This is a genomic window from Chryseobacterium mulctrae (genome assembly GCF_006175945.1).
Taxonomy (GTDB): domain Bacteria; phylum Bacteroidota; class Bacteroidia; order Flavobacteriales; family Weeksellaceae; genus Chryseobacterium; species Chryseobacterium mulctrae.
In genome coordinates, this window is the sequence record NZ_VAJL01000001.1 from 3,152,204 (window position 1) to 3,177,171 (window position 24,968).

Consider the following 24,968-nt stretch of genomic DNA (forward strand, 5'->3'; position numbering starts at 1 on the left):
TAGTGAATTTAGCTGGAAGATGAATGCTTGACGCTGGAAGTTTTAAAAATTGCGTTTTAATTTTCTATTAATTAATTGAAACGCTTTTGAAATTAAAATCTCTGAGTTAGAAATATTTTCAATGCGTTAAACTTCCATCATCTAGCTTCCAACTCCAAACCTAAAAATCCTTCCGAATCTTCTCAATCGCATTCTTCATACCCGAATTAAAATATTCCTTTTCCAATCGAATTGGTGGCGACTGTCTAACTTCGCAATCGGCAATGCTGCACGATTCGCAAGTCACACCAACATTAATGGTTTTTAAAGTTTCAGATTTAATAAAATTAATTTTTTTAATGGTCTGTGAATTCAATAAAATTCCCAAACAATAACTTCTGTTGCTTCCATCCGAAAATGGATTTTTCTGCGAGGTGGAGATCACCAAATAACTTACACCTTGATCTTTATAATGCGAAATTTGGGCATCCGTCAATGTTTCATTTTCAGTTAATTCATGCAGGTTTTTGATCGCGATCCATCTTCTGCAGTAATGTTCGTTGGTTGCGTTGGCATGTGGAGCTTGTTGATGATTAAGATGCAATTCCTTTAAGATCTGAATTTTATCTGAGTTTTTCTTTTTTACCAGACATAAATAAAACAAATCCTTAATTCCTAATTCTGAAGATAGAATATTGGTCAAACGATAATAAAACGTTTCAGGTGAATGAGTGAATTTTTTAATTAAGTCTTCAAAATTTGTGGGTTTCCAATCGTTTTGTAAGAAAAATTCAGAAGTTTCTTCAATTGTTTTTTCTTTTGAAATTAATAAAGCCCCTGCGAAATAAGAAGCATAAAAGTTATTCAAGATTTCTTCAAAACTTCCAAAATCAAGCCATGAATAGGTGTTCGGACGATTCTTCAATTCCAGAACATTGAAGCCTATTTCTTTCGCAAAAATAAAAGTCTTTTGGTCTTGCTCTAATTTTTTATTTAAAAGCAATAATTTTTTCTCAGGCATAAATAACGAACGAAGATTATCCAACGTTCCATATTGTTCAAAATCTTCTGATTGAATCGTGTAATTGAATCTTTCAGTCAATATTTTTTCTAAAATATCGGTTTGTAAATTTGTATTGATCTTCAATTGATTTTCCTGCGCAAACTGCAAGACTTTATCTTCAATTTCTGGGAAATAATTATCGTTTAATTCCTGAAACGAACGCAAAACGGCAAAGTAAAACCGCTCTTTTCCTAAATTGTAGTTCTGTGAAATTTCTATCAAAGCATTAATAAAAGCGGTCACTTTTTTTGGTGCATCGCTGATAATACTGATGAGGTTATTTTTATTGATTCCGAAAAGATCCAAAGGAATTTCTTTAAAAAAATCAGATTGTAAAATTTCGTTGAAAGGGGCTAAACTTTTATCAAGCTTTGTTGAAACCAAATCATCAAAAGTACAGTTTAAAGATTCTGAAAGCTGAATAATTTTATCATGTTTCGGATATTTTTTACCGTTTTCAATTTCATTAAGGTAAGATTTTGATAATCCTGTCTTTAAGGCAAGATCCTGCAAAGACCAATTTTTCTTTTGCCTCTGCTGTTTTAGTTTAAGTCCGAAAACCGTTTTGATAAAGTCGCTGTCAGAATTCATAGTTCAAATATAATATTTAGAAGCGATTTTTCGCATAATAATTTTTAAAATAAATTTAGCGAACGTTCGCTGTATGTGAAAATTTTTATTTAGGTTTGTAATGTCGAATCACAAAATCAAGATGTTATGGAAACTAAAACACAATTAAATATAAATACTCAACCGCAGTTTGAAGAAGTATTCTCCAATGATTTGATCGATTTTTTGGTTGAACTTCATCAAAATTTTAATGCTAAAAGATTAGAACTTTTAGAAGAAAGAAAAAAAACTCAGCAGGAATTTGATAAAGGAATTCTTCCGAAATTTTTATCTGAAACAGAAGAAATCAGAAATGGAAATTGGATCTGCGCTCCACTTCCTGAAGATTTGCTCGACAGACAAGTAGAAATTACAGGACCAGTCGATCGGAAAATGATTATCAATGCTTTGAATTCTGGTGCTTCAACGTTTATGGCAGATTTTGAAGACAGCAATTCGCCAACTTGGAAAAACTGTATGGAAGGACAAATTAATCTTTCTGATGCCATCAATCGAAAAATTGATTTTACGAATGAGCAGGGGAAATCTTATCAGTTGAATGAAAAAACGGCTGTTTTGTTGGTTCGTCCGAGAGGTTTGCATTTAAATGAAAAGCATGTTGAAATTAATGGTGAGCCAACTTCTGCTTCGCTAATCGATTTTGGAATTTACTTTTTCAGAAATATAAAAAGATTGCAGGAAAATGGAAGTGGAACTTATTTTTATCTTCCAAAATTAGAGCATTACAAAGAAGCTCGTTGGTGGAATGATGTTTTTGTTTTTGCTCAAAATTATATTGGGATTCCGCAAGGTTCTATTAAAGCAACAGTTTTGGTCGAAACAATTACAGCTTCCTTTCAAATCGACGAAATTTTATTTGAATTAAAAGAACACAGCTCCGGTTTAAATTGCGGACGATGGGATTATATTTTTTCATTCATTAAAAAATTCAGAAATCTTCCTGAATTTATCGTTCCAGATCGAGATCAGGTGACAATGACTTCATCTTTCATGAGCGCTTATTCTAAAAGAGTGATTGAAATATGCCACAAAAGAAATGTTCATGCAATCGGCGGAATGGCGGCACAAATTCCTATTAAAAATGATTATGAAGCAAATAGTCAGGCTTTCGGAAAAGTGAGAAATGATAAAGAAAGGGAAGTTAAAAATGGTCACGACGGAACTTGGGTGGCACATCCTGCTCTGGTTTCTGTGGCGAAAGATATCTTCGATCAATTTATGCCTGAGAAAAATCAAATAGATAAAAAGTTTGATTATAAAATTACAGAAAATGATTTGCTGGAAATTCCGAAAGGTGAAATCACTGAAAAAGGCGTAAGAAAAAACATTAACGTTGGAATTTTGTATATCGAATCATGGTTAATGGGAGTTGGTGCCGCAGCTATTTACAACCTGATGGAAGATGCTGCCACAGCTGAAATTTCAAGAACCCAAATCTGGCAATGGCTAAAAAATGAAGCGATATTAAATGATGATCGAACATTGACGAGAGAAATGATTTTGCAGTGGGAGTTTGAAGAATTGGAACGCATCGAAAAATATGTAGGTGAAGAACGTTTCAAAAACGGAAAGTTCAATCTGGCAAAAGAACTTTTCAACGAATTGATTTTCTGCGAAAACTTCGAAGAATTTTTAACCTTAAAAGCTTATCCATTTATTTGAGTGGGAGAGTTTGAGGGTTTTAGTGTCTGAGAGTTATAAACTGTCAACTAAAAACCAACAACTAGCAACTAACATCAACAATTAACTAAACAAAAAATATTATGAAAACAAGACAAGATCAAATTCAGGAAATAGAAAAAGACTGGTTAGAAAACCCACGTTGGAATGGTGTGAAAAGACCTTATACAGCAGAAGAGGTATTAAAACTTCGAGGTTCTTATAAATTAGATTATACGATTGCAACAGAAATGTCAAAGAAATTTTGGGATAAACTGAATTCTCAGGATTTTGTTGCGGGTTTAGGAGCTTTGACGGGAAATCAAGCGGTACAGGAAGTTGACGCAGGATTGGAAGCGATTTATCTTTCAGGATGGCAGGTTGCTGCAGATGCTAATTTATCTGGTGAAATGTATCCTGATCAATCGTTGTATCCTGCGAACTCAGTACCTTCTGTGGTAAAAAAAATAAATAATGCTTTGTTGAGGGCAGATCAGATTCAATCGGTAAACGGAGGTGGAGAAAAAGAATATTTAGTTCCTATTATTGCTGATGCAGAAGCTGGTTTTGGTGGAAATCTGAATGCGTATGAATTGATGAAGCAAATGATTGAAGCGGGAGCTGCAGCGGTACATTTTGAAGATCAGTTATCTTCTGCGAAAAAATGTGGTCATTTGGGCGGAAAAGTTTTGGTTCCGACTCAGGAAGCGATTAATAAATTAATTTCGGCTCGTTTGGCGGCGGATGTTTTGGGCGTTCCAAGTTTAATTATTGCAAGAACGGATGCGGATGCAGCAGATTTGTTGACTTCAGATATTGATGACAGAGATAAAAAATTTGTAACTGGTGAAAGAACCTCCGAAGGTTTTTATGTGGTGAAAAATGGAGTGGAACAGGGAATTGACAGAGGTTTATCTTATGCTCCTTACGCAGATTTGATTTGGATGGAAACTTCAAATCCTGATTTGGAACAGGCGAGAAAATTTGCAGAAGGAATTCATGCTAAATATCCGGGAAAAATGTTGGCTTATAATTGTTCGCCTTCTTTCAACTGGGCAGCAAGACTGAGTGTTGAAGAAATGTTGAACTTCAGGGAAGAATTGGCGAAATTAGGTTACAAATTCCAGTTTATTACATTGGCTGGTTTCCATGCATTGAATACGGCGATGTTTGAATTGGCTTTAGCTTATAAAGAAAAAGGAATGGCGGGTTATTCTGAACTACAGGAAAGAGAATTTGCCTTGCAGCAAAAAGGTTTCAGAGCGGTAAAACACCAGACTTTTGTGGGGACAGGATATTTTGATGAGGTTCAGAATATTGTTACAGGAGGTTCTTCGGCGACTGTTGCGATGAAAGATTCTACTGAGACTGCACAGTTTCATTAAAAGAATTCATTAAAAATAATTTGTTGGAAAAACGCAAAGACGCAAAGCTTAATGAAATTTATAATGTTTTTTAAGACGCAAGAAAATCAAAGATTTTAAATATTAAAAGTTGTAAATTTTATCGAAGATAAAATCCTTGCGTCTTAAAACATGTAATTTGTAAGTTTCCTTGCGCCTTTGCGTTTTTCTAACAGAAAAAAATATTAAAAAGATCATTTTAACTAAATTTAATTGTTAAGAACCTTCCCAAAAATTGAGAAGGTTCTGTTTGATATCTTATTTTTGAATAAATATTTGAAGAAGATGAGTTTGATTTTTGAAAAGCAAATAAAAATTACAGAACAACATATTGATGCAAATAATCACGTCAATAATGTACAATATGTAAAATGGGTGGAAGAAATTGCGGGCGAACATTGGAATTCTGTAAAAAATCAATTAGGTTTTCCAGATGATATCTGGATGCTTCTCGATCATCATATTCAATACAAAAAGCAGGTTTATTTAGATGATGTAGTTACGATAAGAACTTATCCAAAATCACCGGAAGGAATTCGACAGCCGAGAAAAGTAGAATTCTATTGTAATGATGTTTTGGTTGTAGATTCTCTTACGCTTTGGGTTTTTATTGATAAAGAAACTCAGAAAATTAAAAGATTGGATGAGAATTGGCTAAGTTTACTTTGATTTTTAATAAATATGTTTATTTTCGTGATCCTATAAAAACTACATGGAAACAAAATATACAGAAGATCAATTTGAGGAGTTTGAAAAATATGATGCACTTTCTGATCAGGATGTTTTTACAAAGATCTGGACGGAACCTCGAAGAGTTTTCAAATTTATAAACGATACCCGATACGAGAAATATTTGTACTTTTTTATGTTTCTTGCGGGGGTAGCGAGTGCTTTTCAGCGCTCTAGTTCTAAAAATATGGGTGATCATTCATCACTGTTTTTAATTGTTTTCGGATGCGTTATTCTTGGTGGAGCTTTGGGGTGGATTTCCTATTATATTTATGCAGCACTTTTAAGTTGGTCGGGAAAATGGCTGAATGGCGTTGGAAATACATCTTCCATTTTTAGAATGATGGCTTATGCAATGATTCCTTCAATTTTAGGTCTGTTTTTTCTGTTTTTGCAGATTGCTGTTTATGGCGTTGATTGTTTTACAGATTTTGCAGGATATTTGGAAAAAGGTATGTTCATAAACGTTGTTTTCTGGATTTCATTCATTATAGAAAATCTATTATCACTTGCAACTTTGGTTTTTATGGTGATTGGACTTTCAGAAGTGCAAAAATTTTCGATAGGAAAAGCCATTGCCAATCTTCTTTTACCAATTGCCTTCATTGTTGTGCCAATTGTACTGATTGTATTTATAGCGACGATATTTTAATTAGATTAAAATTAAAGTCAGGGTAAGGTGATTCTTTTACATATCGAATTTCCTTATCTTTGCACTATGATACGTATTACAAAAATTTTTACATTCGAAACTGCTCATGTTTTGTATAATTATGACGGGAAATGTAAAAATATGCACGGGCATTCCTATAAACTTTTCGTTACTGTAAAAGGAAAACCTGTAAATGATCTTGAAAATCCTAAAAACGGAATGGTGGTAGATTTTGGCGATATTAAAGATATTGTAAAATCTGAAATTGTTGATGTTTGGGATCATGCTGTTTTGATTAACGGAGTTTCTCCGCACAGAGAATTGGGAGAAGGTTTAGAAAGTCAGGGTCATAAAGTGATCTACTGTACTTTTCAGCCGACTTGCGAAAATATGTTGTACGCCATTGCTGCAAAAGTAAAATCAAAACTTCCGGAAGGAATTTCTTTAGCTTATCTTAAACTTCACGAAACCGAAAACTCTTACGGAGAATGGTTTGCAGAGGATAATTAATATTTTTTTACTGAATTTAAAATATAAAAGGTGATTAAAACAACCATCAATTTAGAGCCGGGAAAAAAAGTATATTTTGCTTCGGATCAGCATTTTGGAGCTCCTAATCCTAAGGAGAGTAAAGTGCGTGAAGAAAAATTTATCCGATGGATGAATGAGATCAAAGAAGATGCTCAGGTTTTATTTTTGATGGGTGACTTATTTGATTTTTGGCACGAATGGAATCATGTAATTCCAAAAGGTTATGTGCGTGTTTTAGGAAAAATTGCCGAATTAAAAGATCACGGTGTTCAGGTTTATTTTTTTGTAGGAAACCACGATTTGTGGATGAAAGATTATCTTGAAGAAGAAATTGGCTGTACCGTTTTTTATAAAAAACAATATTTTGAAATTGCAGGAAAACAGTTTCTTTTGGCTCATGGGGACGGATTAGGACCGGGAGACAAAGGCTATAAAAGAATGAAAAAAGTCTTTACAAATCCTATTGCACAATGGTTTTTCAAATGGTTGCATCCCGACATTGCGATGAAGATTGCTTTGTATATGTCGCAGAAAAATAAAATGATTTCTGGAGATGAAGACAAAGCTTTTTTAGGAGAAGATAAAGAGTTTTTGATTATTTATTCTAAAAAGAAGCTTGAAACAGAGAATATTGATTACTTTATTTACGGTCACCGACATTTGCCGATGGTTTTAGATTTAGGAAAAAAATCAAAATACATCAATTTAGGAGACTGGATTTCTTATTTCACATATGGGGTTTTCGAACAAGATTTTCAATTAAAAACGTTTGAAAAACAAGAATAAAAAAATTACCTCGCAAAGAGGTAATTATTGAATAAAGGTTTATGACCTTTATTACTAATCCATATTCCGAAATTACAACTGCAAGAATCCAACCAAATTTTTAATTTTAATATTAAAAAATAATTAAAAGCTATGCTTGGTATAATAAATGATTTGTTTTGAATCATTATCAGGTTTTAAAATATTTATATCATTGGAAAATATATTCGACATAAAGACAGAACATGACTTTTTGACTGCCTCGCTTAAAACATTTCGTTATCAATATGACAATGTAGAAGTCTATAAAAAGTTTGTTGACTATTTGAAAATCAATCCAGAAGAAATTGAAAGTTTAGACAGAATTCCTTTTTTGCCAATTGAGATGTTTAAAAATCATCAGATTTTAGACAAAAATGTATCTACAGAATTATATTTTCAGAGTTCTGGAACAACTCAGATGAATTTGTCTAAGCATTTCATTGCTGATGAAAATATTTATCAGGAAAGTATTTACAAAAGTTTTGAACAGTTTATCGGAAAACCGGAAGATTTTATTTTTCTTGGATTGTTGCCAAGTTATCTTGAAAAACAAAATTCTTCTTTAATTTACATGGTCGATTATCTAATGAAAAAATCCGACAAACCTGAAAACGGATATTTTCTTTACAACCATGAAGATTTATTTAAGCTTTTAAATGAGCTAAAAGATAAAAAAGTTATTCTCTTTGGAGTTTCATTTGCACTTTTAGATTTCCTTGATTTCTGCAATTCAAACTCTCAAATCCTCCAACTTTCCAACACCCTGACTGTAATTGAAACAGGTGGAATGAAGGGACGAAAAGAGGAAATGACCAAAGATGAATTGCTGAAGATTTTACAGGAAGGTTTTAAAACTGAGAAAATTTATTCGGAATATTCTATGACCGAGCTTCTTTCGCAAGCTTATTCTTTGGGACAAAATGAATATCAGTGTCCAAACTGGATGCGGGTTTTGATGAGGAATGTAGAAGACCCTTTCAGTTATGAAAAGGAAGGAAAAACCGGTGCTATTAATATTATTGATTTAGCAAATATTCATTCTTGCTCATTTATTGCTACTCAGGATCTAGGAAAAGTTGTTGGCGATAAATTTCAGGTTTTGGGAAGGATTGACCATTCCGATATTCGCGGTTGCAGCTTGCTGGTGAGTTAATTTGTGTTTGAGGGTTTTAGAGTGGTAGAATTTTAGAGTTTAATAATTGTTTCTTAAAAATAATGTTAAAAATAGAAGAGCTTGTTCATGCATACATTCATTCTCAATGTGATTTTGAGAAAGAAATTGTGTTGACCAACCATTTTCAGGCAGATTGGGAAGCTGATATTTTAATTATAAATGCAGAAGGTTTTAGCCATGAAATAGAAATTAAATTGTCTAAAAGCGATTTTAAAAATGACTTTAAAAAATCTTACGTCAATACTGCAACAGGTGAGAAATTCTTAAAACACGATAAGATTTGCTGTGGAGATTACATCTGCAATTCTTTCAGTTTTCTTTTGCCAATGGGAATGATTGAACATTCTGTTATTCCTGAACATTGTGGAATTATTGAGTTTTATCATAATGTAGATTCTTGGGAAACTGAATTTTATTTAATCCGAAAACCAGCAAAAGTTCACGAAGATTCTTATTGGAATCTCACTGATAAAGACCTTTTTATAAGAAAAATGGCGCTCAATTTATTATCAAAAAAAATGGAGGTGAAAGGAAAGCATGAAGAACTCATCTTTAAAAATCCTTTTGAAATTAAGAAAATAAAATAGAAAATCCTGTCTGAAAAGACAGGATTTATTTATATGAAAATGTGTTTTTACTATTTTGCCGCTTCAGGCTTTTCAATCAGTAAATTGTAAGTGAATGCTGCGAAAACCCCACCTAAAACGGGAGCTAAAATAAATAACCATAATTGAGAAAGCGCTTCTCCACCTGCGAAAATTGCGGGACCAATACTTCTTGCCGGATTTACAGAAACTCCGGTTATTTTAATTCCAACAATATGAATTAGAACCAAAGAAAAACCAATTGCTAAACCTGCAAATCCACCATTGATGTTTTTTGTAGAAGTTGATCCTAAAATCACCATCAAAAAGATAAAAGTGAAAACGAATTCCGCAACAAAAGCTGCAATTGTATTATACTGATCAAGATATCCGGTTCCCCAACCATTAGATCCTAAAGCCCACGGTTTCATTTCTGCACCGGGATGGTTGGTAAAAATCAGGTAAAGAATTCCGGCTCCAATGATGGCTCCGATAATCTGAGCAATAACGTAGCTAATTGCTTCGCCCATTTTCATTCTTCCTGCTGCAACCATCGCAATTGAAATTGCAGGATTAATGTGGCATCCCGAAATATGACCAATTGCATAAGCCATGGCAACAACACTAAGGCCAAATGCGAAAGAAATTCCTAGAAGTCCTACTCCTGTGGTTCCGTCTGCTCCTGCAATTACAGCGCTTCCGCAACCCATTAAAACTAAGACCATGGTGCCGAACATTTCAGCAACAAATTTTGAGGTTTTTGAAATCATCTCCTATTGTATTTTTTAATTAGTAAGCTAATTTACAAAAATTAATAATTCAATGATTTTTTATTTTAAATATTTATTTTATTGTAATTATGGTTTTATTTTTAATGATAATCATATTAATTAACTTTTTTTAAGTTAATATTTTTAAATGTAAAATATTATGTCATTCCTTGAAATTAATATCTTTGAATGTAAGAAAACCAATATTTATTCGTTTTACATTTTAAATGATATTTAATGAGGAAGTATCTTTTTATAATCCCTTTATTTTTCCATCACACTTTTTCTAGTCAGCAATCCAAAAAAACGCTGCCTTGTTATGATCTTACGGAAGTTTTAAAAGTTGAGCCGACTCCGCTTTATAAACCCCATTTAGATGCTTCAAAAAGCTTTAATGTGAAACTTCTGAAAACCACAGCAACCGTTCAGAAATATATCAATAGCGGGAAATTTCATTCCATCAAAAAATCAGGAAAAGGTTTTAAGGTTCAGAAATTAGATTACAGCAGAGCCTGGATGGTTTCTAAAGGAAAGGCGACTTTAGAAAAAATCGGCTCAAGATTCAGTAAAGAAACAAAAGGTCATACTTTTACAGTTTCATCAATTACCAGAACACTTGAAGATCAATGCAGGTTGAGAAGAGTAAATTCTAACGCAAGTTTAGGGATTAGTTCGCATAATTACGGTAATTCATTCGATATTTCTTATGTAAGATTTAATGGTGTTTTAAAGAATAATCCAAAAATGGAAGCTGCATTAGAAAAGGTGTTAAAATACTATGCGGATGCAGGGCGCATTTATTACATTAAAGAAAAACAACAGAGCTGTTTTCATGTGACGGTGAGAAACTATTAAATAATTATTATTTATTCATGGGATGTTTGCGTAGTTTAGGCAGATTCAATAATTTTATGCACAGAAATTAAAAACCATCTTTATGAATAATTTAAACAGAGAAGAATATTCCATGGCTTTGGAAGGTTGGATTATGGCAAAGCAGGACATTAAAAGAATTGCAGAGCTTTTTCCGCCAAATTATGTATTCAATCTATCACCTGAACAAGTGCAATGGCTTAAGAAAAATAACTCTAACAAAGAATTTTGTGTTGAAATAGGAGTTATTAAAGGTCAATTGGCTATAATCTTATGCCCATTGGATGAAAAAGGAACTAAAGTAGCCGTTGGTGAATTTCCTTATTGCACTTTTGAAGCTTTAGAAAATGATTTGAAATTAACTGAAGTTCAGACTTATACTGTTGTTAAGAATGCGTTGTTGTCAAAAGATATGCGTAAGATTGATAATGATTCTGATATGTTTTTTCCAATTACAAGCCAACCGATCATGGAGCAGGATAAAGCGGTAAATTCTATCGAATCTTGGCAAAGTAACGGGCAAGACTGGTTTTATGCTCAATATAAAGAAGATAAAGCAAGAACTATTTTTAATAAATTCTATGTTCCTTCAGAAAAAATTTGTCATGCAGATGCAGATCTTAGCTTTGTTTGTTCATTTGGGTTAAAATATTCTGAGATTTATCAAAAACAATTATCGGCATTAATATTTATTGCTTTTCATAAAAATTTAGGAAATGGAGGAAGTGTAGAAACGATCTCAAATACTTATGATTATGCAAAGCCTTGTCCTCCAATCTGTAAAATACCAGATCTTGGAACTGATGAATAATTGCTAAAAATGGTAGAATTTTACAAAACATTTTTATTTATCAATTATGGATTGCTTTTAGCCATCATATTCTTGATATTTTGGAAATTTACCATTCTAAATAAGAAAGAAAAACAATATACTTATTATATTGTTTTTCTTTTTTTAATTGAGCTTTGTAGTTTTACATTGCCTTATATATTAGAGTCAGATGATACTTCGTTTTTATACCATTTCTTTATTGCAGGAGAATTTTACCTTTTAACGGGACTTTTTATAAGGAAACTGAATCTAAATAAACTTTTTTTGATTATTTCAGGACTTCTTTCTCTTGGTTTTTTATTTGTGATTTATGGTTTAAAGATTAGTTTTAATTATGATTTGGCAAAAATTATTTCCAATCTGGTCATCATCTGTCTTGTTGCGACATTTCTTATTCAGCAGATTAAAAACGGAAAAAATATAGACCGGTTTATTTTGGTTGACGCAAGTATCTTCTTTTATTATTCGGTTTCTGTTCTTATTTTTGTAGTGCTGTCGCAATTTGTTAATTTATCTACAGAAAGTGTTTATTTAATCATGGGTGTTAATAATGTTCTGTCAACTTTTCTTTATTGTTCAATCGTATATACCTTTTTAAAATTAAAGAAGTAACCTTAAATATCAATCTGCTTATTCTGATAATTGTAACACTTGCAGTTATCGTATTTTTTATATTGTTGGCGTACAAAACTTTTGTAGACCGTATTTTAAAAGAAAAAGAAGCGCAGAACTTAGCTGAAATCCAGCATCAGAAACAGTTGGTTTTAGAAAACACCAAAGTCCAGGAAGAAGAACGTAAAAGAATTGCGGTCTCGGTTCATGATGACATTGGCAACAGATTAAATATTCTTTCTTTATGGCTGAATAATCTAGATATTGAAGATGATTCTACTTCAGAAGTTATTTCAGGACAAATTTCAGAATTAATTGATAGTACGAGAAATATTTCACATTCGCTTTATCCTGTAAACCTCGAAAGATTAGGTTTGATTTTATATATCGAAGAATTAATTACCAATTTATCGGCAAGAATTAATATTTCACTCCATGTTTCTTCAGAATACCAAAAAAAAGATGTGTTTGTAGAAGTTCAGATATATCGAATAATACAGGAGTTTACAACGAATGTGATTAAGCATTCAAGTGCAGATAAAATTGATATTCTCATTAAAGATTTTAACGATTTTACAGGAATTGTTATCTTTGATAACGGACAAGGTTTTGATTATGAAAAGGTTAAAAAAGGAATGGGAATCAAAAATATAGAATCCAGAATGCAGTCGACGGATGCCAAATTCAAATGGAAAAGTATCATAAATAAAGGAAGCAGATTAATCTTTAAAATTCAGAAAAATAATGAGTGACCAAATAAAAATTGCCTTGGTTGATGATGAACAGCTAATTCTCGAAGGAGTAAAAATGCTTTTGTCAAAAGAAAAAAACTTTTCGGTAACGATGATGGCAAATAATGGAAACCTATTTCTAGAAAATCTTGAGACGTGTGCCGAAGAAAATTTCCCCGATATTGCCTTAGTTGATGTTCAGATGCAACCGATGAACGGTTTCGAATTGGTTGAGATTTTAAAAGATAAATATCCTGATTTAAAAATTATTATCCTTTCATCTCATTACAAAACATCGGTTTTAGGCTACATGGTCAAGTTGGGAGTTTCTGCGTTTCTTCCAAAAAATTCCGACAAAAAATTGTTTATAGAAGCCATATCAAGAGTTTTTGAAAATGGTATTTTCTTTACGAATGAAGACCATGAAATGCTTCTTTCTTACATGAATAATACTTCTAAGAAAAAATCATTGTTTAGTATGGATCATGACCTTTCCGAAAGAGAAAAAGATGTTGTGAAGCTGATTTGCCAGGAATTTACCAATCACGAAATCGCCGAAAAGCTTTTTATCAGTCCACGAACTGTAGAAAGTCACCGACAAAGAGCAATCGAAAAAATAGGCGCAAAAAATACGGTAGGAATTGTAATTTACGCTATCGTTAACAATATTTATTCCCCGGCTTAAAAACAGATTCCGTACTTGTACGGAATTTTTTATTTGGTTATTTCTACGCTAATATTTGTTCTTTTATTCTCGTTACTTTGAATTGTATTTTTTCAGTAAAGCTTTACAAAATATTTTTCAAAACAACCAAAAAACAAATAGTAATCATGGAATACAGAAATAATGAAGTTGTCTTTACTTCTGGTACAGGTAGCTTGGTAAAAGGAAGTTTTACTGTAAAAGACTTCTCAGTTACAGATGGGCAAGATCCCGATCATCATATTCGTCAAGGATTTTCTTCGTATTGCGGAAGCGATGGAAAGTTTAATTTTTCTATCGGTAGAAAAGGTTCGAAAAAAGTTGCAGAATGGTTTTCAAGACAGGTCAATAAAAACAATACCATATTCAATCACAATCCTGATGATTTGAATTTCGCAATGTTGGGAACTTTGGTTTTAGAGTTTCAGAACAATAAAATTTTTACTTTTAATAATATCGTTTTAGCTCAAGGTCACAGTGCAGGAAGCAACAACTGGTGGTTTGGCGGTACAGCTTGTCATAATATTGGCGGAAATAAAGTAAATACGGTCGTAAAAAGCAATAAGGGTTCTTTGAATGAGTTTATTTTTCTAAGAGGTGGAAATCCTGTAAATGAAATCAGTTTTTCGTTCGGAATAATGCTGAATAGATGGATGGAAAGTATTTCTTCTGAAAAAACGTTGAAGCAGATTACCATTCCCGGAAGTCACGATGCAGGAATGTCTGAACTTAGAAACTGCGCTCCTTTGAATTTTGCAAATCACCTGGTGAAAACCCAATATGACTCAATCGGTAAGCAACTCGAAAACGGCTCAAGATATTTTGATGTAAGAATAGATTTCGACAAAGATAAACTTGTAACATTTCACAGAACCGATGGCAATGGCTGTAGCGGCGAATATTTTATTGATATTTTGAATGATGTAAGAAATTTTCTCAAAAATTCTCCGTCTGAAATCGCAATTCTGAAAATTTCTCATATCCGGGATTATAAAGATCATAAGCCAAGCGAAATTATCCCTAAAATAAATGACGTAATCAATAATTACACCGATATTTTATATAAATCTAATAATCCTGAAATTAATATTACTCAGGTGAAATTGGGCGACTTAAGAGGTAAAATGATTGTTGTGTTTGATTATGATGATTTTATCAATCCAGATCAGGGAAAATGTAGATATCGTGATTTTGGTGATGGAAGTTATAATCTGGAAGTTTTTGACCAATATTCAGATACCAATAATTATGATAAAATGAAGAGTAATCAACTGGCTAAATGGGACGAATTTTCTAAAAATAATGAAAGTAAAAACAGTTTATTCCTGTTGTCATGGACATTAACTCCACAAGGATTTACCGACTTTTTTGATTCTATAGAAAACATGGCTAAAGAAGCCAACGGAAAATTACCTGCAGTTTTAAAGGATGAATTTGTAGTAAAAAGACATGCTTTGCCCAATATTATTTACATCGATTTTCTGACCAACAACATTTCTCAAAGCATTGTAGAATTTAATTTTTAAAAATGTAAAATACATTGTAAATAAAATAATTGTAGCGCAAAATATAGAATGTGAACAATTATTAAAAGAAAATATGATGCCTGCCGAAGCAAAGCTAGGACGGTAAATATTCTTGTTAAAATTTAGGATAGGGTCGTCTCACAAAGACGGCTCTTTTTTATTTTACTGTCATTCATTTCTTTTCTGTATTTTTGCACCCGAAAAAGATTCACATTCATTATTCACTTTAATATTCATTTCAAATGCTTTCGGTTCAGGGTTTAGGATTACATCATTCAGGTAATTATTTATTTCAAAACGTAAATTTCACCATCAAAAAGGATGATAAAATTGGTTTGGTTGGTAAAAACGGAGCGGGGAAATCTACGCTTCTGAAAATGCTTTCCGGAGAAATTACTTTCTATGAAGGAAACGTAGTTCCTGAAGGAAATATTACCATCGGTTTTTTAAAACAAGATCTTGATTTTGTAAAAGGAAGAACAGTTTGGAATGAAACCATGCAGGCTTTTGAGCAAATTAATGCTTGGAAAGAAGAATTGGAAGAAATTAATCATCAATTGACGGTAAGAACCGATTACGAAAGCGATTCTTATACAGATCTGATCAACAGAATGACCGATCTGAATGACCTTTTGATGCACCATGATGCCTATAATTTGGAAGGCGATATCGAAAAAGTTTTATTCGGTTTAGGTTTTAAAGCAGATGATTTTCAAAAAATAACTGACGAGTTTTCCGGAGGTTGGAGAATGAGAATTGAATTGGCAAAATTGCTTCTTCAGAAAAACGATTTGATGCTTCTCGATGAGCCTACCAATCACTTGGATATGGAATCGATTATCTGGCTGGAAAATTTCTTGAAAGATTATCCGGGAGGAATTGTTTTGGTAAGTCACGATAAACAGTTTATGACAGCAGTTTGTAATCGTACTTTTGATGTAAATAATAGAAAAGTGGACGATTATAAAGCCAATTATTCTAAATATTTGATCATGCGTGAAGACCGCCGTGAAAAACTGATTCAGGCTAAAAAGAATCAGGATGCGGAAATCAAGCAGATGGAAGATAACATCAACAAATTCCGTGCAAGTGCGACTAAGGCATCTTTTGCGCAGTCTTTGATCAAAAAATTAGATAAAATAGAGCGTATTGAAGTTGATAACGAAGACGTTTCTAAATTCAATATCCGTTTCGTACAGTCACAAGTTCCCGGAAAAGTTATTTTCGAAGCTGAAAATCTTGGGAAATCTTACGGTGAAAAACAGATTTTCGATGATGTAGACTTCATCGTTCAAAGAGGTGACAGAATTGCCCTTCTTGGACAAAACGGACAGGGAAAAACGACATTGGCGAAAATTCTTGCAGGAGACATAAAAGATTATTCAGGAAGCTGGAATTTAGGACATAATGTAAACATCGGTTATTTTGCCCAAAATCAGGAAGAGGTTTTAACGCCTAATAAAACCGTTCAGGAAGAAGCTGAAGATTCAGCAACCGAAGAAACAAGACCTAGAGTAAGAGATTTGTTAGGATCTTTCCTTTTCCAGGGTGAAGCGGTAAACAAAAAAACAAAGGTTCTTTCCGGAGGTGAAAGAAACCGTTTGGCGCTTTGTAAATTGCTTCTTCGTCCTTTCAACACGTTGATTATGGATGAGCCTACCAATCACTTAGATATTCAGTCTAAAGAGATTATCAAATTGGCTTTACAGAAGTTTGAAGGTACATTAATCGTAATTTCTCACGATAGAGAATTTTTACAAGGTCTTTGTGATAAAATCTACGAATTCCGTGATGGTAAAATGAAAGAATTCTTAGGTGATATCAATGAATATCTTGAATTCAGACAGAAAGAATCAATCAGAGAAATTTCTGCAGAAAAAGCAAAGCTTCATGGTGATGAACCTAAAGTTGAAGTAAAAAAAGTTGAAGAAAAGCCAGCAACTAATAACCAACAACAATCAACCATTATCAGTAAAGAACAGAAAAGTATTCAGAATAAATTAAAGAAAGTAGAAGAAAAAATTTCTGAACTGGAAACAGCCATCGAAACTTTTGAAGCTACGTTTACTAAAGAAAATCCTTCTGAAGAAACTTTAGAAAAATATAATAAAACCAAAGAGGAACTCGATCTTGCATTACAGGAATGGGAACATTTGGGAACGCAATTAGACTAATTTTTTTTAAATAAATATTAAAAAGATGGACTGAAAAGTTCATCTTTTTTTTGTGATAGAAGAACGACTTAGGAAGTAGGAGCGTTAAGAAAATTACAATTGAAGCCGTTAAGAAATTCCCATTGTTTGAGTGCGGCAATATATATGTTAATCAATTTTATCTTCAATCCGCACGAGTTTTGGGAATTTTAGGATTCAATTTTAATTTTTAGCGGATGATTCCAGTCTTGAATTTTTGGATACTTTTGCTTCAAGGCAAAAGTATCAACAATAAATAATTGTTATTTCTAATCTTTATTGAAAAGCCTTTCATTTATTTTTTATAATTTTGCCCAATGGTTTTTAAGGAAAGTAGACAATTAAAGAGTTTTATCTCAAAGCTGATGCTTGGGATTTACTTTTTTGCGCTCTTTTCTTCAAGCTTTCACAGTCACGAGTCTGGAGATTTTAAGCATTTTAATCTTAAAAAAACAGAAAACGCTATTTCAAAAACCGACGCAAAAGAAAAAGCTGGCGATTGTTTGGCTTGTCACTTCTTAGCAACAGGAAATACTTTATTACCAGATGAATTTAGTTTCACTTTGATCAAACATACTCATGAGGTAGAGCAGGTTTTTGCTGTACAGGAAAAAATCTGGTCACAAACTAAATTTTCTTTTCAACTTCGGGGACCTCCCGCAATTTCATAATCAATAGATTCTTTTCGGATTTTTTTGCTTTAAATTTTTCAAGATTTGAATAATTTTTAAATGCATGATGTATTTTATTAAACTAGCCGTTTTTTTAACCTTTAAGGTAAGTTGAGGAGTTAAGTTTTATTAAGAAAAATCATATAAATTTTTTAGGTATCTCTTAAAATGCGAAGCTGAACTTAATTATTCTAAACTGCTTAAATAAAATCTTAATGGTTCAAAATTGATCATAAAGATTCATAGTTTCAAACAAAAAAAATCCAATTCAAAATTTTAACGAATGTGTTTTTTTAAGCAATTCATTATTTAAAAAATCAGCTTAAAAAAACACTCAATCAATCTATTTTACAATGAAATTGATATATAGTGTTCTGCTTATCCTTTGTGGATTTGCAATTACAAACGCACAGAAAACTTACACGGTAGAAGGAACTGTTCAGGATTTTCACGATAAAACCATGCTTGAAAATGCGGTGGTGAAAATTGGAGATTTTACAGCCAATACCAATAAAAAAGGTGAGTTTTCATTTAAAAATATTCCTGCAGGAAATTATCAGCTCATTGCTAAACATGCTCTGTGCGACGATTATACTGAAAATGTGGGAGTCGACAGAAATTTGCATTTAGCAATCACGCTGGAACATCATATCGGTGATATAGAAACCGTGACCATTCACGGAAGTCACAAAACAAAAGGTTCTGTGATTATGAGAACGCTTAATAAAACGGAAATCGAAAGAAATTCTACAGAAAATCTGGGGAATTTATTATCGAAAATCTCTGGTGTTACCGCGTTGAAAACCGGTAATAATATTACAAAACCTGTAATACGTGGGTTATATGGAAGCCGAATTTCTATCCTGAATAACGGTGTGAAAATGGCGGAACAGGAATGGGGAGTTGAGCACGCTCCAAATATCGATGTCAATGATTTTGAACACATTGATGTCATCAAAGGTGCATCTGCTTTAAAGTACGGAAATGAAGGAGTAGGCGGAGTTGTCGTTTTGGAACCGGCTATTTTACCGAAAAAAGATACCATTATGGGAAGCCTGAAACTTTCAGGAATTTCAAGTGGAAGAGGAGGTGAAATTGCTGCTAATGTTGCTAAATCTTGGGAAAACCAATGGTTTGTAAAAACCGGAGGAAGTTACAGAAAAACTGGCGATCAGTATGTTCCGCATCATACATTGCAAAATACAGGGATGGAATTTAATTCTTTTAATTTCTCATTTGGGAAACATTCTTTTTTGCAGGGTTTTGATGTTTCTTATAGCGGAATTAACCAAGAATTTGGGATTTACAGAGGTGCACATTTGTCGAGTCCCGAAGATTTTTATAATGCGGTAAATTTTGGGCAGCCTTTCTATCTTGATCAGTTTACACACAATATCGACAATCCGAAACAGAAAGTAGAGCATCATATTGCAAAACTTTCCGCTTACAAACGTTTTGCAGATTTTGGTAAGCTGACTTTTCAATACAGTTTTCAGTTAAACAGAAGACAGGAATATGATATCAGAAGGGGAGAACTGAGCGAATTGCCTTCAATGGATTTACGATTAATCACCAATTCTGCAAGTTTGGTTCATTTAATTGAGCGTACAAACTGGAGTTTAGAAAGCGGAATTTCTGCTGCTTTTCAGGATAATTTTCCTGATCCTGCAACCAAAGCAAGACGTTTGATTCCGGATTATTACAGGTATGATGGCGGAGCTTTTTCTGTTTTTAAATACCGTTTTAATTCAAAAATTAATATTGAAGCTGCGGCAAGATATGATTTCAGCAGATATGATGCTTACAAATATTATGATTCTGATAAATGGAATGCGAATTATGCAGATGTTTTTCCACAGTTTTTTGTGAGTGAATCAGGAAGCAGAACTTTAACCAGACCAATTTTAGATTATCATAATTTTTCGGCGAATGTAGGTTTAGATTATAAGCCGATTCAGAATCTTGAGTTTAAGCTGAATGTATCCAGAGCAGATCGAAGTCCGAATGCTGCAGAACTATTTTCAGATGGTTTACATCATTCAGCAGCGGTGATGGAAGAAGGGAATTTAAACATTCAAAAAGAAACAGTTTATAATATTAATCTTTCATTGGCGGGTCATTTTGATGTATTGAAAGGTCTTCACATCGAAGCCAATCCTTATCTGATGATGTCTGATAATTTTGTGAACCAAATTCCAACGAGTGTTTTAAATACCAACCGAGGGGTTTTTCCGGTTTGGTCTTATCAGCAGATTAAAGCGAGAATTTACGGAGTTGATGCCGATGCAGAATTGTCAATTTTAGATAATTTAAAATGGAAATCAGGATTCAGTATTTTAAGAGGTGACGATCTTTCGAATAATGAACCACTGATTTTGATGATGCCTGCAAAACTGAGAAATTCTATTGAGCTGAATCTGAATAAACCTAAGAATTTCTATGTTACTTTAGAAAACGGAAATACATTTAAGCAAAATCGTTTTCCGATAAGAAATTTACCGGTAACTTTTATTAAAGACGGAGTGGAAAGAAATGAAGTCGTTGATTTTAGTTCTACACCTGCTGCGTTTACCTTATTTAATGCTTCTGTGGGAGCAGACTTATTTAAAAATCTGAATTTAAATTTCAGAATTAATAACGTATTTAATGTAGAGTATCGCGAATATCTGAACAGACTCAGATATTATATGTACGAACCCGGAAGGAACTTCGTCGTGACTCTTAAATACAATTTCTAATTTATTTACAACTTAAAATTTAAAATTAAAATGAAAAAATTTATCAATATTACACTAGTCCTTTTTGCAGCACTTTTAGTATTTTCATGTAGGTCAGATGATGATACAATTCCAGAAGATGTTCATGAGCATGACGAAATTGGAAAAGTGGTTTTAAAATTGACTAATAAAGCTGATGCTGCAGACGTACAAACGGTTAGTGTTATCTCTGGTGAAGCAGTGGGGCATTTACATCTAACCGTAGGAAGTACTTATTTAACTGAACTTGATTTCCAAATTAAGCACGATGATCATTATCATTCATCTGATGAAATTGAGGAAGAAAAAGATCATCATTTTATTACATATGCTCCTGCAAACGCAGATATTACAGTCTTGAGAGCAGCGAATGATATTGTAAGAACAGACGGACAAAAATTAGGTTTAAGAACTGAATGGAAAATTAATTCTACGCAACCGACAGGAAAGATGAACATCAAATTGATTCACGGTCCTGCAACAGTTAATCAAAATTATCCTTCAGCAACCAATCAGTTAGGTCAGACTACAGGTGGTGAAACTGATGTAGATATTACCGTTGACGCACACTAAAAGTTAGCTCAGACAAATTTTTAATATTATAAAAAGACATTATTTCGGTAATGTCTTTTTATTTTAACGTATTATAACAAAAGGAATGTCTTGTTTTAATAAAAAATTCATATTTTTGCAACCTAAAATTTTAATCAATAATGAAGGTTACCGCAAAAAACCATGATGATGTAAGTGCATTGCTTACAGTAACATTGGAGAAATCTGACTACAAAGAAAAAGTAGAAAAGCAATTGATTAATTATGCTAAAAACGCACAGGTTCCTGGTTTCAGAAAAGGAAAAGTGCCTTTGAGTATGGTTAGAAAGCAATATGAAGCAGGGATTGCATTCGAAGAAATCAACAAACAAGTTTCTGATGCTTTAAATAACTATATCAACGAAAACAAACTAAGATTAGTTGGTCAGCCGGTTCCACAGCCTGTAAATGATTTCAATCATAATGCAGAGAAGTTGGAAGTAGCTTTCGAAGTAGGTTACGAGCCTGAGTTTACTATTGACTTGGCTAAATATGAAGCTCCTCACTACAAAGTTTCGGCTTCTGAAAAAGAAATCAACAAGAGCATCGAAAATATGCAGAAGCGCTTTGCTGAGCAGGTTCCTCAAGATAAGATCACTAAAGATTCTTATATCAACTTCGAGATTACTCAGGTTGTAGAAGAAGATGCAGAAGGAGAGCACAATCACGCACCAAAAATCGCTACCATTACCGCTGAAAACAAAGCAGCTTTCAAATTGCTTAAAGGTTTGAAGATGAATGAGTCTGTAAAAGTTTCTAAAGAAACTCTTGCTGCTGACGAAGATTTGGCTAAAGAATTAGGTTTCTCTAAAGAAGAAGTTGAGCATTTACACCACGCTGAAGTTGAAGTTAAAGTAAAAGATTTCTATAGCTTAAACTTGGCAGAACTTAATCAGGAATTATTTGATAAAGTTTATGGTGAAGGAAACATCAAAACTGAAGAAGAGCTTAAAGAAAAAGTAAAAGCTGAATTAGACGAGTACTTCCAGCAGAATGCAGACGTACACTTTGTAAACAAAGTGTTGGAGCAGGTTTCTGAAAAAGAAGAAGTAAAACTTCCTGAGTCTTTCTTGACTAAGTGGTTGATCTTCTCTAACCAGAACATCCAGTCTGAAGAGCAGGCGCAAGCAATTCTTGAAGCTGAGAAAACTCAATTGAAATATCAGATTATCGAAGGTAAATTGATGTCTGATAACGATATTCAATTAGATTATGCTGATGTTTTGGCTCAGGCTGAACAATTAGTGAAAAATCAATTGGCAATCTACGGAATTCACCACTTAGGTGACGAAGAAATTCAAAAATATGCTGCTGAAATGTTGAAAGACCAAGAGCAGGTAAGACAAATTTCTTCTGAAGTAGCAATGGCTAAATTGAAAGACGTTATTCTTGAAAAAGCAACAAAAAAGGAAACTGAAATCTCTCACGACGAGTTTTTAGAAGAACTTAAAAAATAATTTATTTTGATATAAATATTTGAAAACCTCCAAGAAATTGGAGGTTTTTCAGTTTATGCCAATTGATTATAATTGCTAAGGTTTTCTATTTTTGCACACTGTAAAACCTTAGTTTTGATTTTATTAATAAACTGTATCTTTAGAATCACAAAAAATATACATATGAAAAAAGGTCTACTCCTTATTAGTTATCCGTTCTCAGATTCATTTGTTATTTTTAACGGAAAAAGAAGCAGAAACCTGAGTTTCTATGCATTGTTGTTCTTATTAATGTTGTCTTCAAACGTTAAAGCGCAGGGCAGTTTTATCACTTTGCCCGGTCTTAGTGGTGAAGATGGGGCTTTTCTGGGACCATATTCAAATGTTCCAAGAAGATTTCAGATGCTTATTGCTCATGCTCCAATTTCTTTAATGACCAACAAATACATTAGCTCGATTTCGTTCAGGCTTCAGGATTCTCATACGAATTCTTGGCCGATTTCTGATACTACATTCGGCAGCTATGAGATTTATCTCAGCAAAGGAGTGGCTCCTCCCAATATGCAAATGAACTTTGCAACCAATATTACCGGGAATCAGACTATGGTGAAATCGGGCAGCCTTACGATCCCTGCAGGCTCTGTTCCTGGCGGAAACAGCAGCAATCCTTACGCTTATACCTTCGTATTCGATACGCCTTATCTTTATACGGGCGGAAATCTTGTTATAGAAATACGCCATACAGGGAGTAATAGTTCTACTTCGGTTCCTTCAAAGGCTATTTATACCAATTCCACAGCTTATGGAACCTACTTGTCTGCATGTTGGGAGCTGAATACTGGCATCACAGTGGCTAATTTTTCTTATATCAAAATAAATGCGGTCGAAAGCCTGGGTGTAAAATCTGTGACGATTGATAATGGTGCGTCAGTTTATCCCAACCCTGTAAAAGATATTCTTTATGTAAAATCTCCTGAAGAAATTGATGAATTTCATGTATTCGATCTTGTAGGCCGTAGAGTTTTTTCACAGAAAAACAGCTCAAAGCTATCGCAACTTAAGGTGTCATCGCTGTCAAAGGGAAATTATATTTTACAACTAATCCATAAAGACGGAAACTCAACCTCTACAAAATTTATTAAAGATTAAAAGTAAGGTTGGCTCTTGCAATAATTGCTGGTTTCATTTCTCAAAAGAATTTTTTCCGAAATATTAAAGGTGTTTCGGAGGTTTAATGTATATCCTATAATATGATTATCTTTACCACTCCTAATTTAACAATGAAACCGAAAGAAATAATAGGTTTCACAAGCTTTTAAAACAATAAATATTTCAATATGAAAAAGATCATCATTCCGTTTTTCTGTGCAGCATTGTTTACCACTACTGTAAATGCGCAGACAAAAACGACTATTACTGCACCAGTAGTAAAATCTCAACTTTCTCCTCAGTTGGTTATCGATAGCTACCTGAATGCATTGGGTGGAAAAAGTAAACTGGAGGCTGTAAAAACAACAATTACAGAAAACACAATGTCTCTTCAGGGAATGGAAATTACCATGAATACCAAAAAAATGGGCAACAAATTCAGATCTGTACAGTCGGTAATGGGACAGGAAGTTACCCAGATGTTTGATGGCGAGAAAGGATACGTAAACCAGATGGGGACCAAAACAGACTTACCTGCAACGACAGTTTCGGAGCTGAAAAAGGGAAAAACCATCGATGCTTTAGGATATGATGCTGCTAATTTCAGCGGAGTGACTGTAGAAAAGCTGGATGGTAAGGATTATAATGTACTGACTTCAGATAAAGGTAAATTTTACTTTGATGTGGTTACGGGGCTTTTATATAAATCAAACACAGAAATGGGTGATGCAGTAATAAAATCTTACCTTACTGTAGACGGAATCAAATTTCCGGGAGATATCGACGCTGAAGGTAGCGGGCAGAAAGTAGTTATTAAAACAACAAAAGTTACCGTTAATTCTGGTGTTTCTGATGCAGATTTTAAGTAGTTGTTACTGATTATATATTTTAAACCGGCTTTTGCCGGTTTTTTTG

At 33.2% G+C, this 24,968-nt stretch carries 23 protein-coding genes; 21 read left to right on the forward strand and 2 right to left on the reverse strand.

Going from position 1 to position 24,968, the window contains the following annotated elements:
- Positions 1 to 160 precede the first annotated feature (160 nt).
- Positions 161 to 1,633, reverse strand: a complete 1,473-nt coding sequence (locus FDY99_RS14500) for a helix-turn-helix domain-containing protein (RefSeq protein ID WP_139422451.1) — start codon at positions 1,631 to 1,633, stop codon at positions 161 to 163.
- 126 nt (positions 1,634 to 1,759) lie between these two features.
- On the opposite strand from FDY99_RS14500, the gene aceB reads away from it, so the two are divergent.
- The 8 genes from aceB (at position 1,760) to FDY99_RS14540 (ending at position 9,214) form a co-directional block, all read left to right on the forward strand.
- Positions 1,760 to 3,334: a malate synthase A gene (aceB, locus tag FDY99_RS14505; protein WP_139422453.1), complete on the forward strand. Its 1,575-nt coding sequence runs from the start codon at positions 1,760 to 1,762 to the stop codon at positions 3,332 to 3,334.
- Positions 3,335 to 3,435: 101 nt separating this feature from the next.
- Complete coding sequence (gene aceA / locus FDY99_RS14510; RefSeq protein WP_139422455.1) at positions 3,436 to 4,716, forward strand: isocitrate lyase; 1,281 nt, start codon at positions 3,436 to 3,438, stop codon at positions 4,714 to 4,716.
- Positions 4,717 to 5,019: 303 nt separating this feature from the next.
- The gene (locus tag FDY99_RS14515) at positions 5,020 to 5,403 is read left to right on the forward strand and encodes an acyl-CoA thioesterase (protein ID WP_139422457.1); all 384 of its coding nucleotides are present in this window, start codon (positions 5,020 to 5,022) and stop codon (positions 5,401 to 5,403) included.
- A 43-nt stretch (positions 5,404 to 5,446) separates the two neighbouring features.
- Positions 5,447 to 6,115, forward strand: coding sequence for a Yip1 family protein (locus tag FDY99_RS14520; protein ID WP_139422459.1), 669 nt, complete (start codon positions 5,447 to 5,449; stop codon positions 6,113 to 6,115).
- 66 nt (positions 6,116 to 6,181) lie between these two features.
- Positions 6,182 to 6,625 carry a 6-pyruvoyl trahydropterin synthase family protein gene (locus FDY99_RS14525; RefSeq protein ID WP_139422461.1) on the forward strand — a complete coding sequence of 148 codons (444 nt, stop codon included), beginning with the start codon at positions 6,182 to 6,184 and terminating at the stop codon, positions 6,623 to 6,625.
- Positions 6,626 to 6,655: 30 nt separating this feature from the next.
- Positions 6,656 to 7,432 carry a UDP-2,3-diacylglucosamine diphosphatase gene (locus tag FDY99_RS14530; RefSeq protein WP_139422463.1) on the forward strand — a complete coding sequence of 259 codons (777 nt, stop codon included), beginning with the start codon at positions 6,656 to 6,658 and terminating at the stop codon, positions 7,430 to 7,432.
- A 193-nt stretch (positions 7,433 to 7,625) separates the two neighbouring features.
- Positions 7,626 to 8,606 (forward strand): LuxE/PaaK family acyltransferase, encoded by a 981-nt coding sequence (locus FDY99_RS14535; protein WP_139422465.1) that lies wholly within the window; start codon positions 7,626 to 7,628, stop codon positions 8,604 to 8,606.
- Between the two features lie 62 nt (positions 8,607 to 8,668).
- Positions 8,669 to 9,214, forward strand: coding sequence for a hypothetical protein (locus FDY99_RS14540; protein ID WP_102980921.1), 546 nt, complete (start codon positions 8,669 to 8,671; stop codon positions 9,212 to 9,214).
- A 50-nt stretch (positions 9,215 to 9,264) separates the two neighbouring features.
- Here FDY99_RS14540 and aqpZ read toward each other — a convergent pair whose 3' ends face one another.
- Positions 9,265 to 9,981 (reverse strand): aquaporin Z, encoded by a 717-nt coding sequence (gene aqpZ, locus FDY99_RS14545; RefSeq protein ID WP_074230044.1) that lies wholly within the window; start codon positions 9,979 to 9,981, stop codon positions 9,265 to 9,267.
- A 237-nt stretch (positions 9,982 to 10,218) separates the two neighbouring features.
- Here aqpZ and FDY99_RS14550 point away from each other — a divergent pair, with 237 nt between their 5' ends.
- The 13 genes from FDY99_RS14550 to FDY99_RS14610 all read left to right on the forward strand — a co-directional run bounded on the left by FDY99_RS14550 (position 10,219) and on the right by FDY99_RS14610 (position 24,922).
- Complete coding sequence (locus FDY99_RS14550; protein WP_139422467.1) at positions 10,219 to 10,836, forward strand: DUF5715 family protein; 618 nt, start codon at positions 10,219 to 10,221, stop codon at positions 10,834 to 10,836.
- Between the two features lie 82 nt (positions 10,837 to 10,918).
- Positions 10,919 to 11,665, forward strand: coding sequence for a hypothetical protein (locus FDY99_RS14555; RefSeq protein ID WP_139422469.1), 747 nt, complete (start codon positions 10,919 to 10,921; stop codon positions 11,663 to 11,665).
- 9 nt (positions 11,666 to 11,674) lie between these two features.
- The gene (locus FDY99_RS14560) at positions 11,675 to 12,298 is read left to right on the forward strand and encodes a hypothetical protein (RefSeq protein ID WP_139422471.1); all 624 of its coding nucleotides are present in this window, start codon (positions 11,675 to 11,677) and stop codon (positions 12,296 to 12,298) included.
- A complete protein-coding gene (locus FDY99_RS14565) occupies positions 12,259 to 13,050 on the forward strand; it encodes a sensor histidine kinase (RefSeq protein ID WP_228448802.1) in 792 nt (263 codons plus the stop codon). Before FDY99_RS14560 ends, FDY99_RS14565 begins: the two co-directional genes overlap by 40 nt.
- A complete protein-coding gene (locus FDY99_RS14570) occupies positions 13,043 to 13,714 on the forward strand; it encodes a response regulator transcription factor (RefSeq protein ID WP_139422473.1) in 672 nt (223 codons plus the stop codon). The genes FDY99_RS14565 and FDY99_RS14570 overlap by 8 nt, the downstream gene beginning before the upstream one ends.
- Positions 13,715 to 13,860: 146 nt before the next feature.
- Positions 13,861 to 15,258 (forward strand): PI-PLC domain-containing protein, encoded by a 1,398-nt coding sequence (locus tag FDY99_RS14575; protein WP_139422475.1) that lies wholly within the window; start codon positions 13,861 to 13,863, stop codon positions 15,256 to 15,258.
- Between the two features lie 242 nt (positions 15,259 to 15,500).
- Positions 15,501 to 17,432 carry an ABC-F family ATP-binding cassette domain-containing protein gene (locus tag FDY99_RS14580; RefSeq protein ID WP_139422477.1) on the forward strand — a complete coding sequence of 644 codons (1,932 nt, stop codon included), beginning with the start codon at positions 15,501 to 15,503 and terminating at the stop codon, positions 17,430 to 17,432.
- Between the two features lie 383 nt (positions 17,433 to 17,815).
- Positions 17,816 to 18,121, forward strand: a complete 306-nt coding sequence (locus FDY99_RS14585; protein WP_228448803.1) for a hypothetical protein — start codon at positions 17,816 to 17,818, stop codon at positions 18,119 to 18,121.
- 353 nt (positions 18,122 to 18,474) lie between these two features.
- Complete coding sequence (locus tag FDY99_RS14590) at positions 18,475 to 20,859, forward strand: TonB-dependent receptor (protein WP_139422479.1); 2,385 nt, start codon at positions 18,475 to 18,477, stop codon at positions 20,857 to 20,859.
- A gap of 30 nt (positions 20,860 to 20,889) precedes the next feature.
- Positions 20,890 to 21,450, forward strand: a complete 561-nt coding sequence (locus FDY99_RS14595; protein ID WP_139422481.1) for a hypothetical protein — start codon at positions 20,890 to 20,892, stop codon at positions 21,448 to 21,450.
- A 140-nt stretch (positions 21,451 to 21,590) separates the two neighbouring features.
- Complete coding sequence (locus tag FDY99_RS14600) at positions 21,591 to 22,925, forward strand: trigger factor (protein ID WP_139422483.1); 1,335 nt, start codon at positions 21,591 to 21,593, stop codon at positions 22,923 to 22,925.
- 162 nt (positions 22,926 to 23,087) lie between these two features.
- On the forward strand, positions 23,088 to 24,053 hold the full coding sequence (locus FDY99_RS14605) for a T9SS type A sorting domain-containing protein (RefSeq protein WP_139422485.1): 966 nt from the start codon (positions 23,088 to 23,090) through the stop codon (positions 24,051 to 24,053).
- A 188-nt stretch (positions 24,054 to 24,241) separates the two neighbouring features.
- Entirely contained in the window at positions 24,242 to 24,922 is a 681-nt protein-coding gene (locus tag FDY99_RS14610; RefSeq protein ID WP_139422487.1) for a hypothetical protein, read from the forward strand.
- Positions 24,923 to 24,968: the final 46 nt, after the last annotated feature.

Bases quoted from the DNA above. Each gene is read 5' to 3' on its own strand.
- FDY99_RS14605 (WP_139422485.1), top strand. From the start codon at position 23,088: ATGAAAAAAGGTCTACTCCTTATTAGTTATCCGTTCTCAGATTCATTT.
- FDY99_RS14610 (WP_139422487.1), top strand. From the start codon at position 24,242: ATGAAAAAGATCATCATTCCGTTTTTCTGTGCAGCATTGTTTACCACT.
- FDY99_RS14500 (WP_139422451.1), bottom strand. From the start codon at position 1,633: ATGAATTCTGACAGCGACTTTATCAAAACGGTTTTCGGACTTAAACTA.
- FDY99_RS14560 (WP_139422471.1), top strand. From the start codon at position 11,675: ATGGTAGAATTTTACAAAACATTTTTATTTATCAATTATGGATTGCTT.
- FDY99_RS14515 (WP_139422457.1), top strand. From the start codon at position 5,020: ATGAGTTTGATTTTTGAAAAGCAAATAAAAATTACAGAACAACATATT.
- aqpZ (WP_074230044.1), bottom strand. From the start codon at position 9,981: ATGATTTCAAAAACCTCAAAATTTGTTGCTGAAATGTTCGGCACCATG.
- FDY99_RS14590 (WP_139422479.1), top strand. From the start codon at position 18,475: ATGAAATTGATATATAGTGTTCTGCTTATCCTTTGTGGATTTGCAATT.
- FDY99_RS14580 (WP_139422477.1), top strand. From the start codon at position 15,501: ATGCTTTCGGTTCAGGGTTTAGGATTACATCATTCAGGTAATTATTTA.
- FDY99_RS14595 (WP_139422481.1), top strand. From the start codon at position 20,890: ATGAAAAAATTTATCAATATTACACTAGTCCTTTTTGCAGCACTTTTA.
- FDY99_RS14570 (WP_139422473.1), top strand. From the start codon at position 13,043: ATGAGTGACCAAATAAAAATTGCCTTGGTTGATGATGAACAGCTAATT.
- FDY99_RS14525 (WP_139422461.1), top strand. From the start codon at position 6,182: ATGATACGTATTACAAAAATTTTTACATTCGAAACTGCTCATGTTTTG.
- FDY99_RS14600 (WP_139422483.1), top strand. From the start codon at position 21,591: ATGAAGGTTACCGCAAAAAACCATGATGATGTAAGTGCATTGCTTACA.
- aceA (WP_139422455.1), top strand. From the start codon at position 3,436: ATGAAAACAAGACAAGATCAAATTCAGGAAATAGAAAAAGACTGGTTA.
- FDY99_RS14585 (WP_228448803.1), top strand. From the start codon at position 17,816: ATGCTTGGGATTTACTTTTTTGCGCTCTTTTCTTCAAGCTTTCACAGT.
- FDY99_RS14555 (WP_139422469.1), top strand. From the start codon at position 10,919: ATGAATAATTTAAACAGAGAAGAATATTCCATGGCTTTGGAAGGTTGG.
- FDY99_RS14540 (WP_102980921.1), top strand. From the start codon at position 8,669: ATGTTAAAAATAGAAGAGCTTGTTCATGCATACATTCATTCTCAATGT.
- FDY99_RS14520 (WP_139422459.1), top strand. From the start codon at position 5,447: ATGGAAACAAAATATACAGAAGATCAATTTGAGGAGTTTGAAAAATAT.
- FDY99_RS14550 (WP_139422467.1), top strand. From the start codon at position 10,219: ATGAGGAAGTATCTTTTTATAATCCCTTTATTTTTCCATCACACTTTT.
- FDY99_RS14575 (WP_139422475.1), top strand. From the start codon at position 13,861: ATGGAATACAGAAATAATGAAGTTGTCTTTACTTCTGGTACAGGTAGC.
- aceB (WP_139422453.1), top strand. From the start codon at position 1,760: ATGGAAACTAAAACACAATTAAATATAAATACTCAACCGCAGTTTGAA.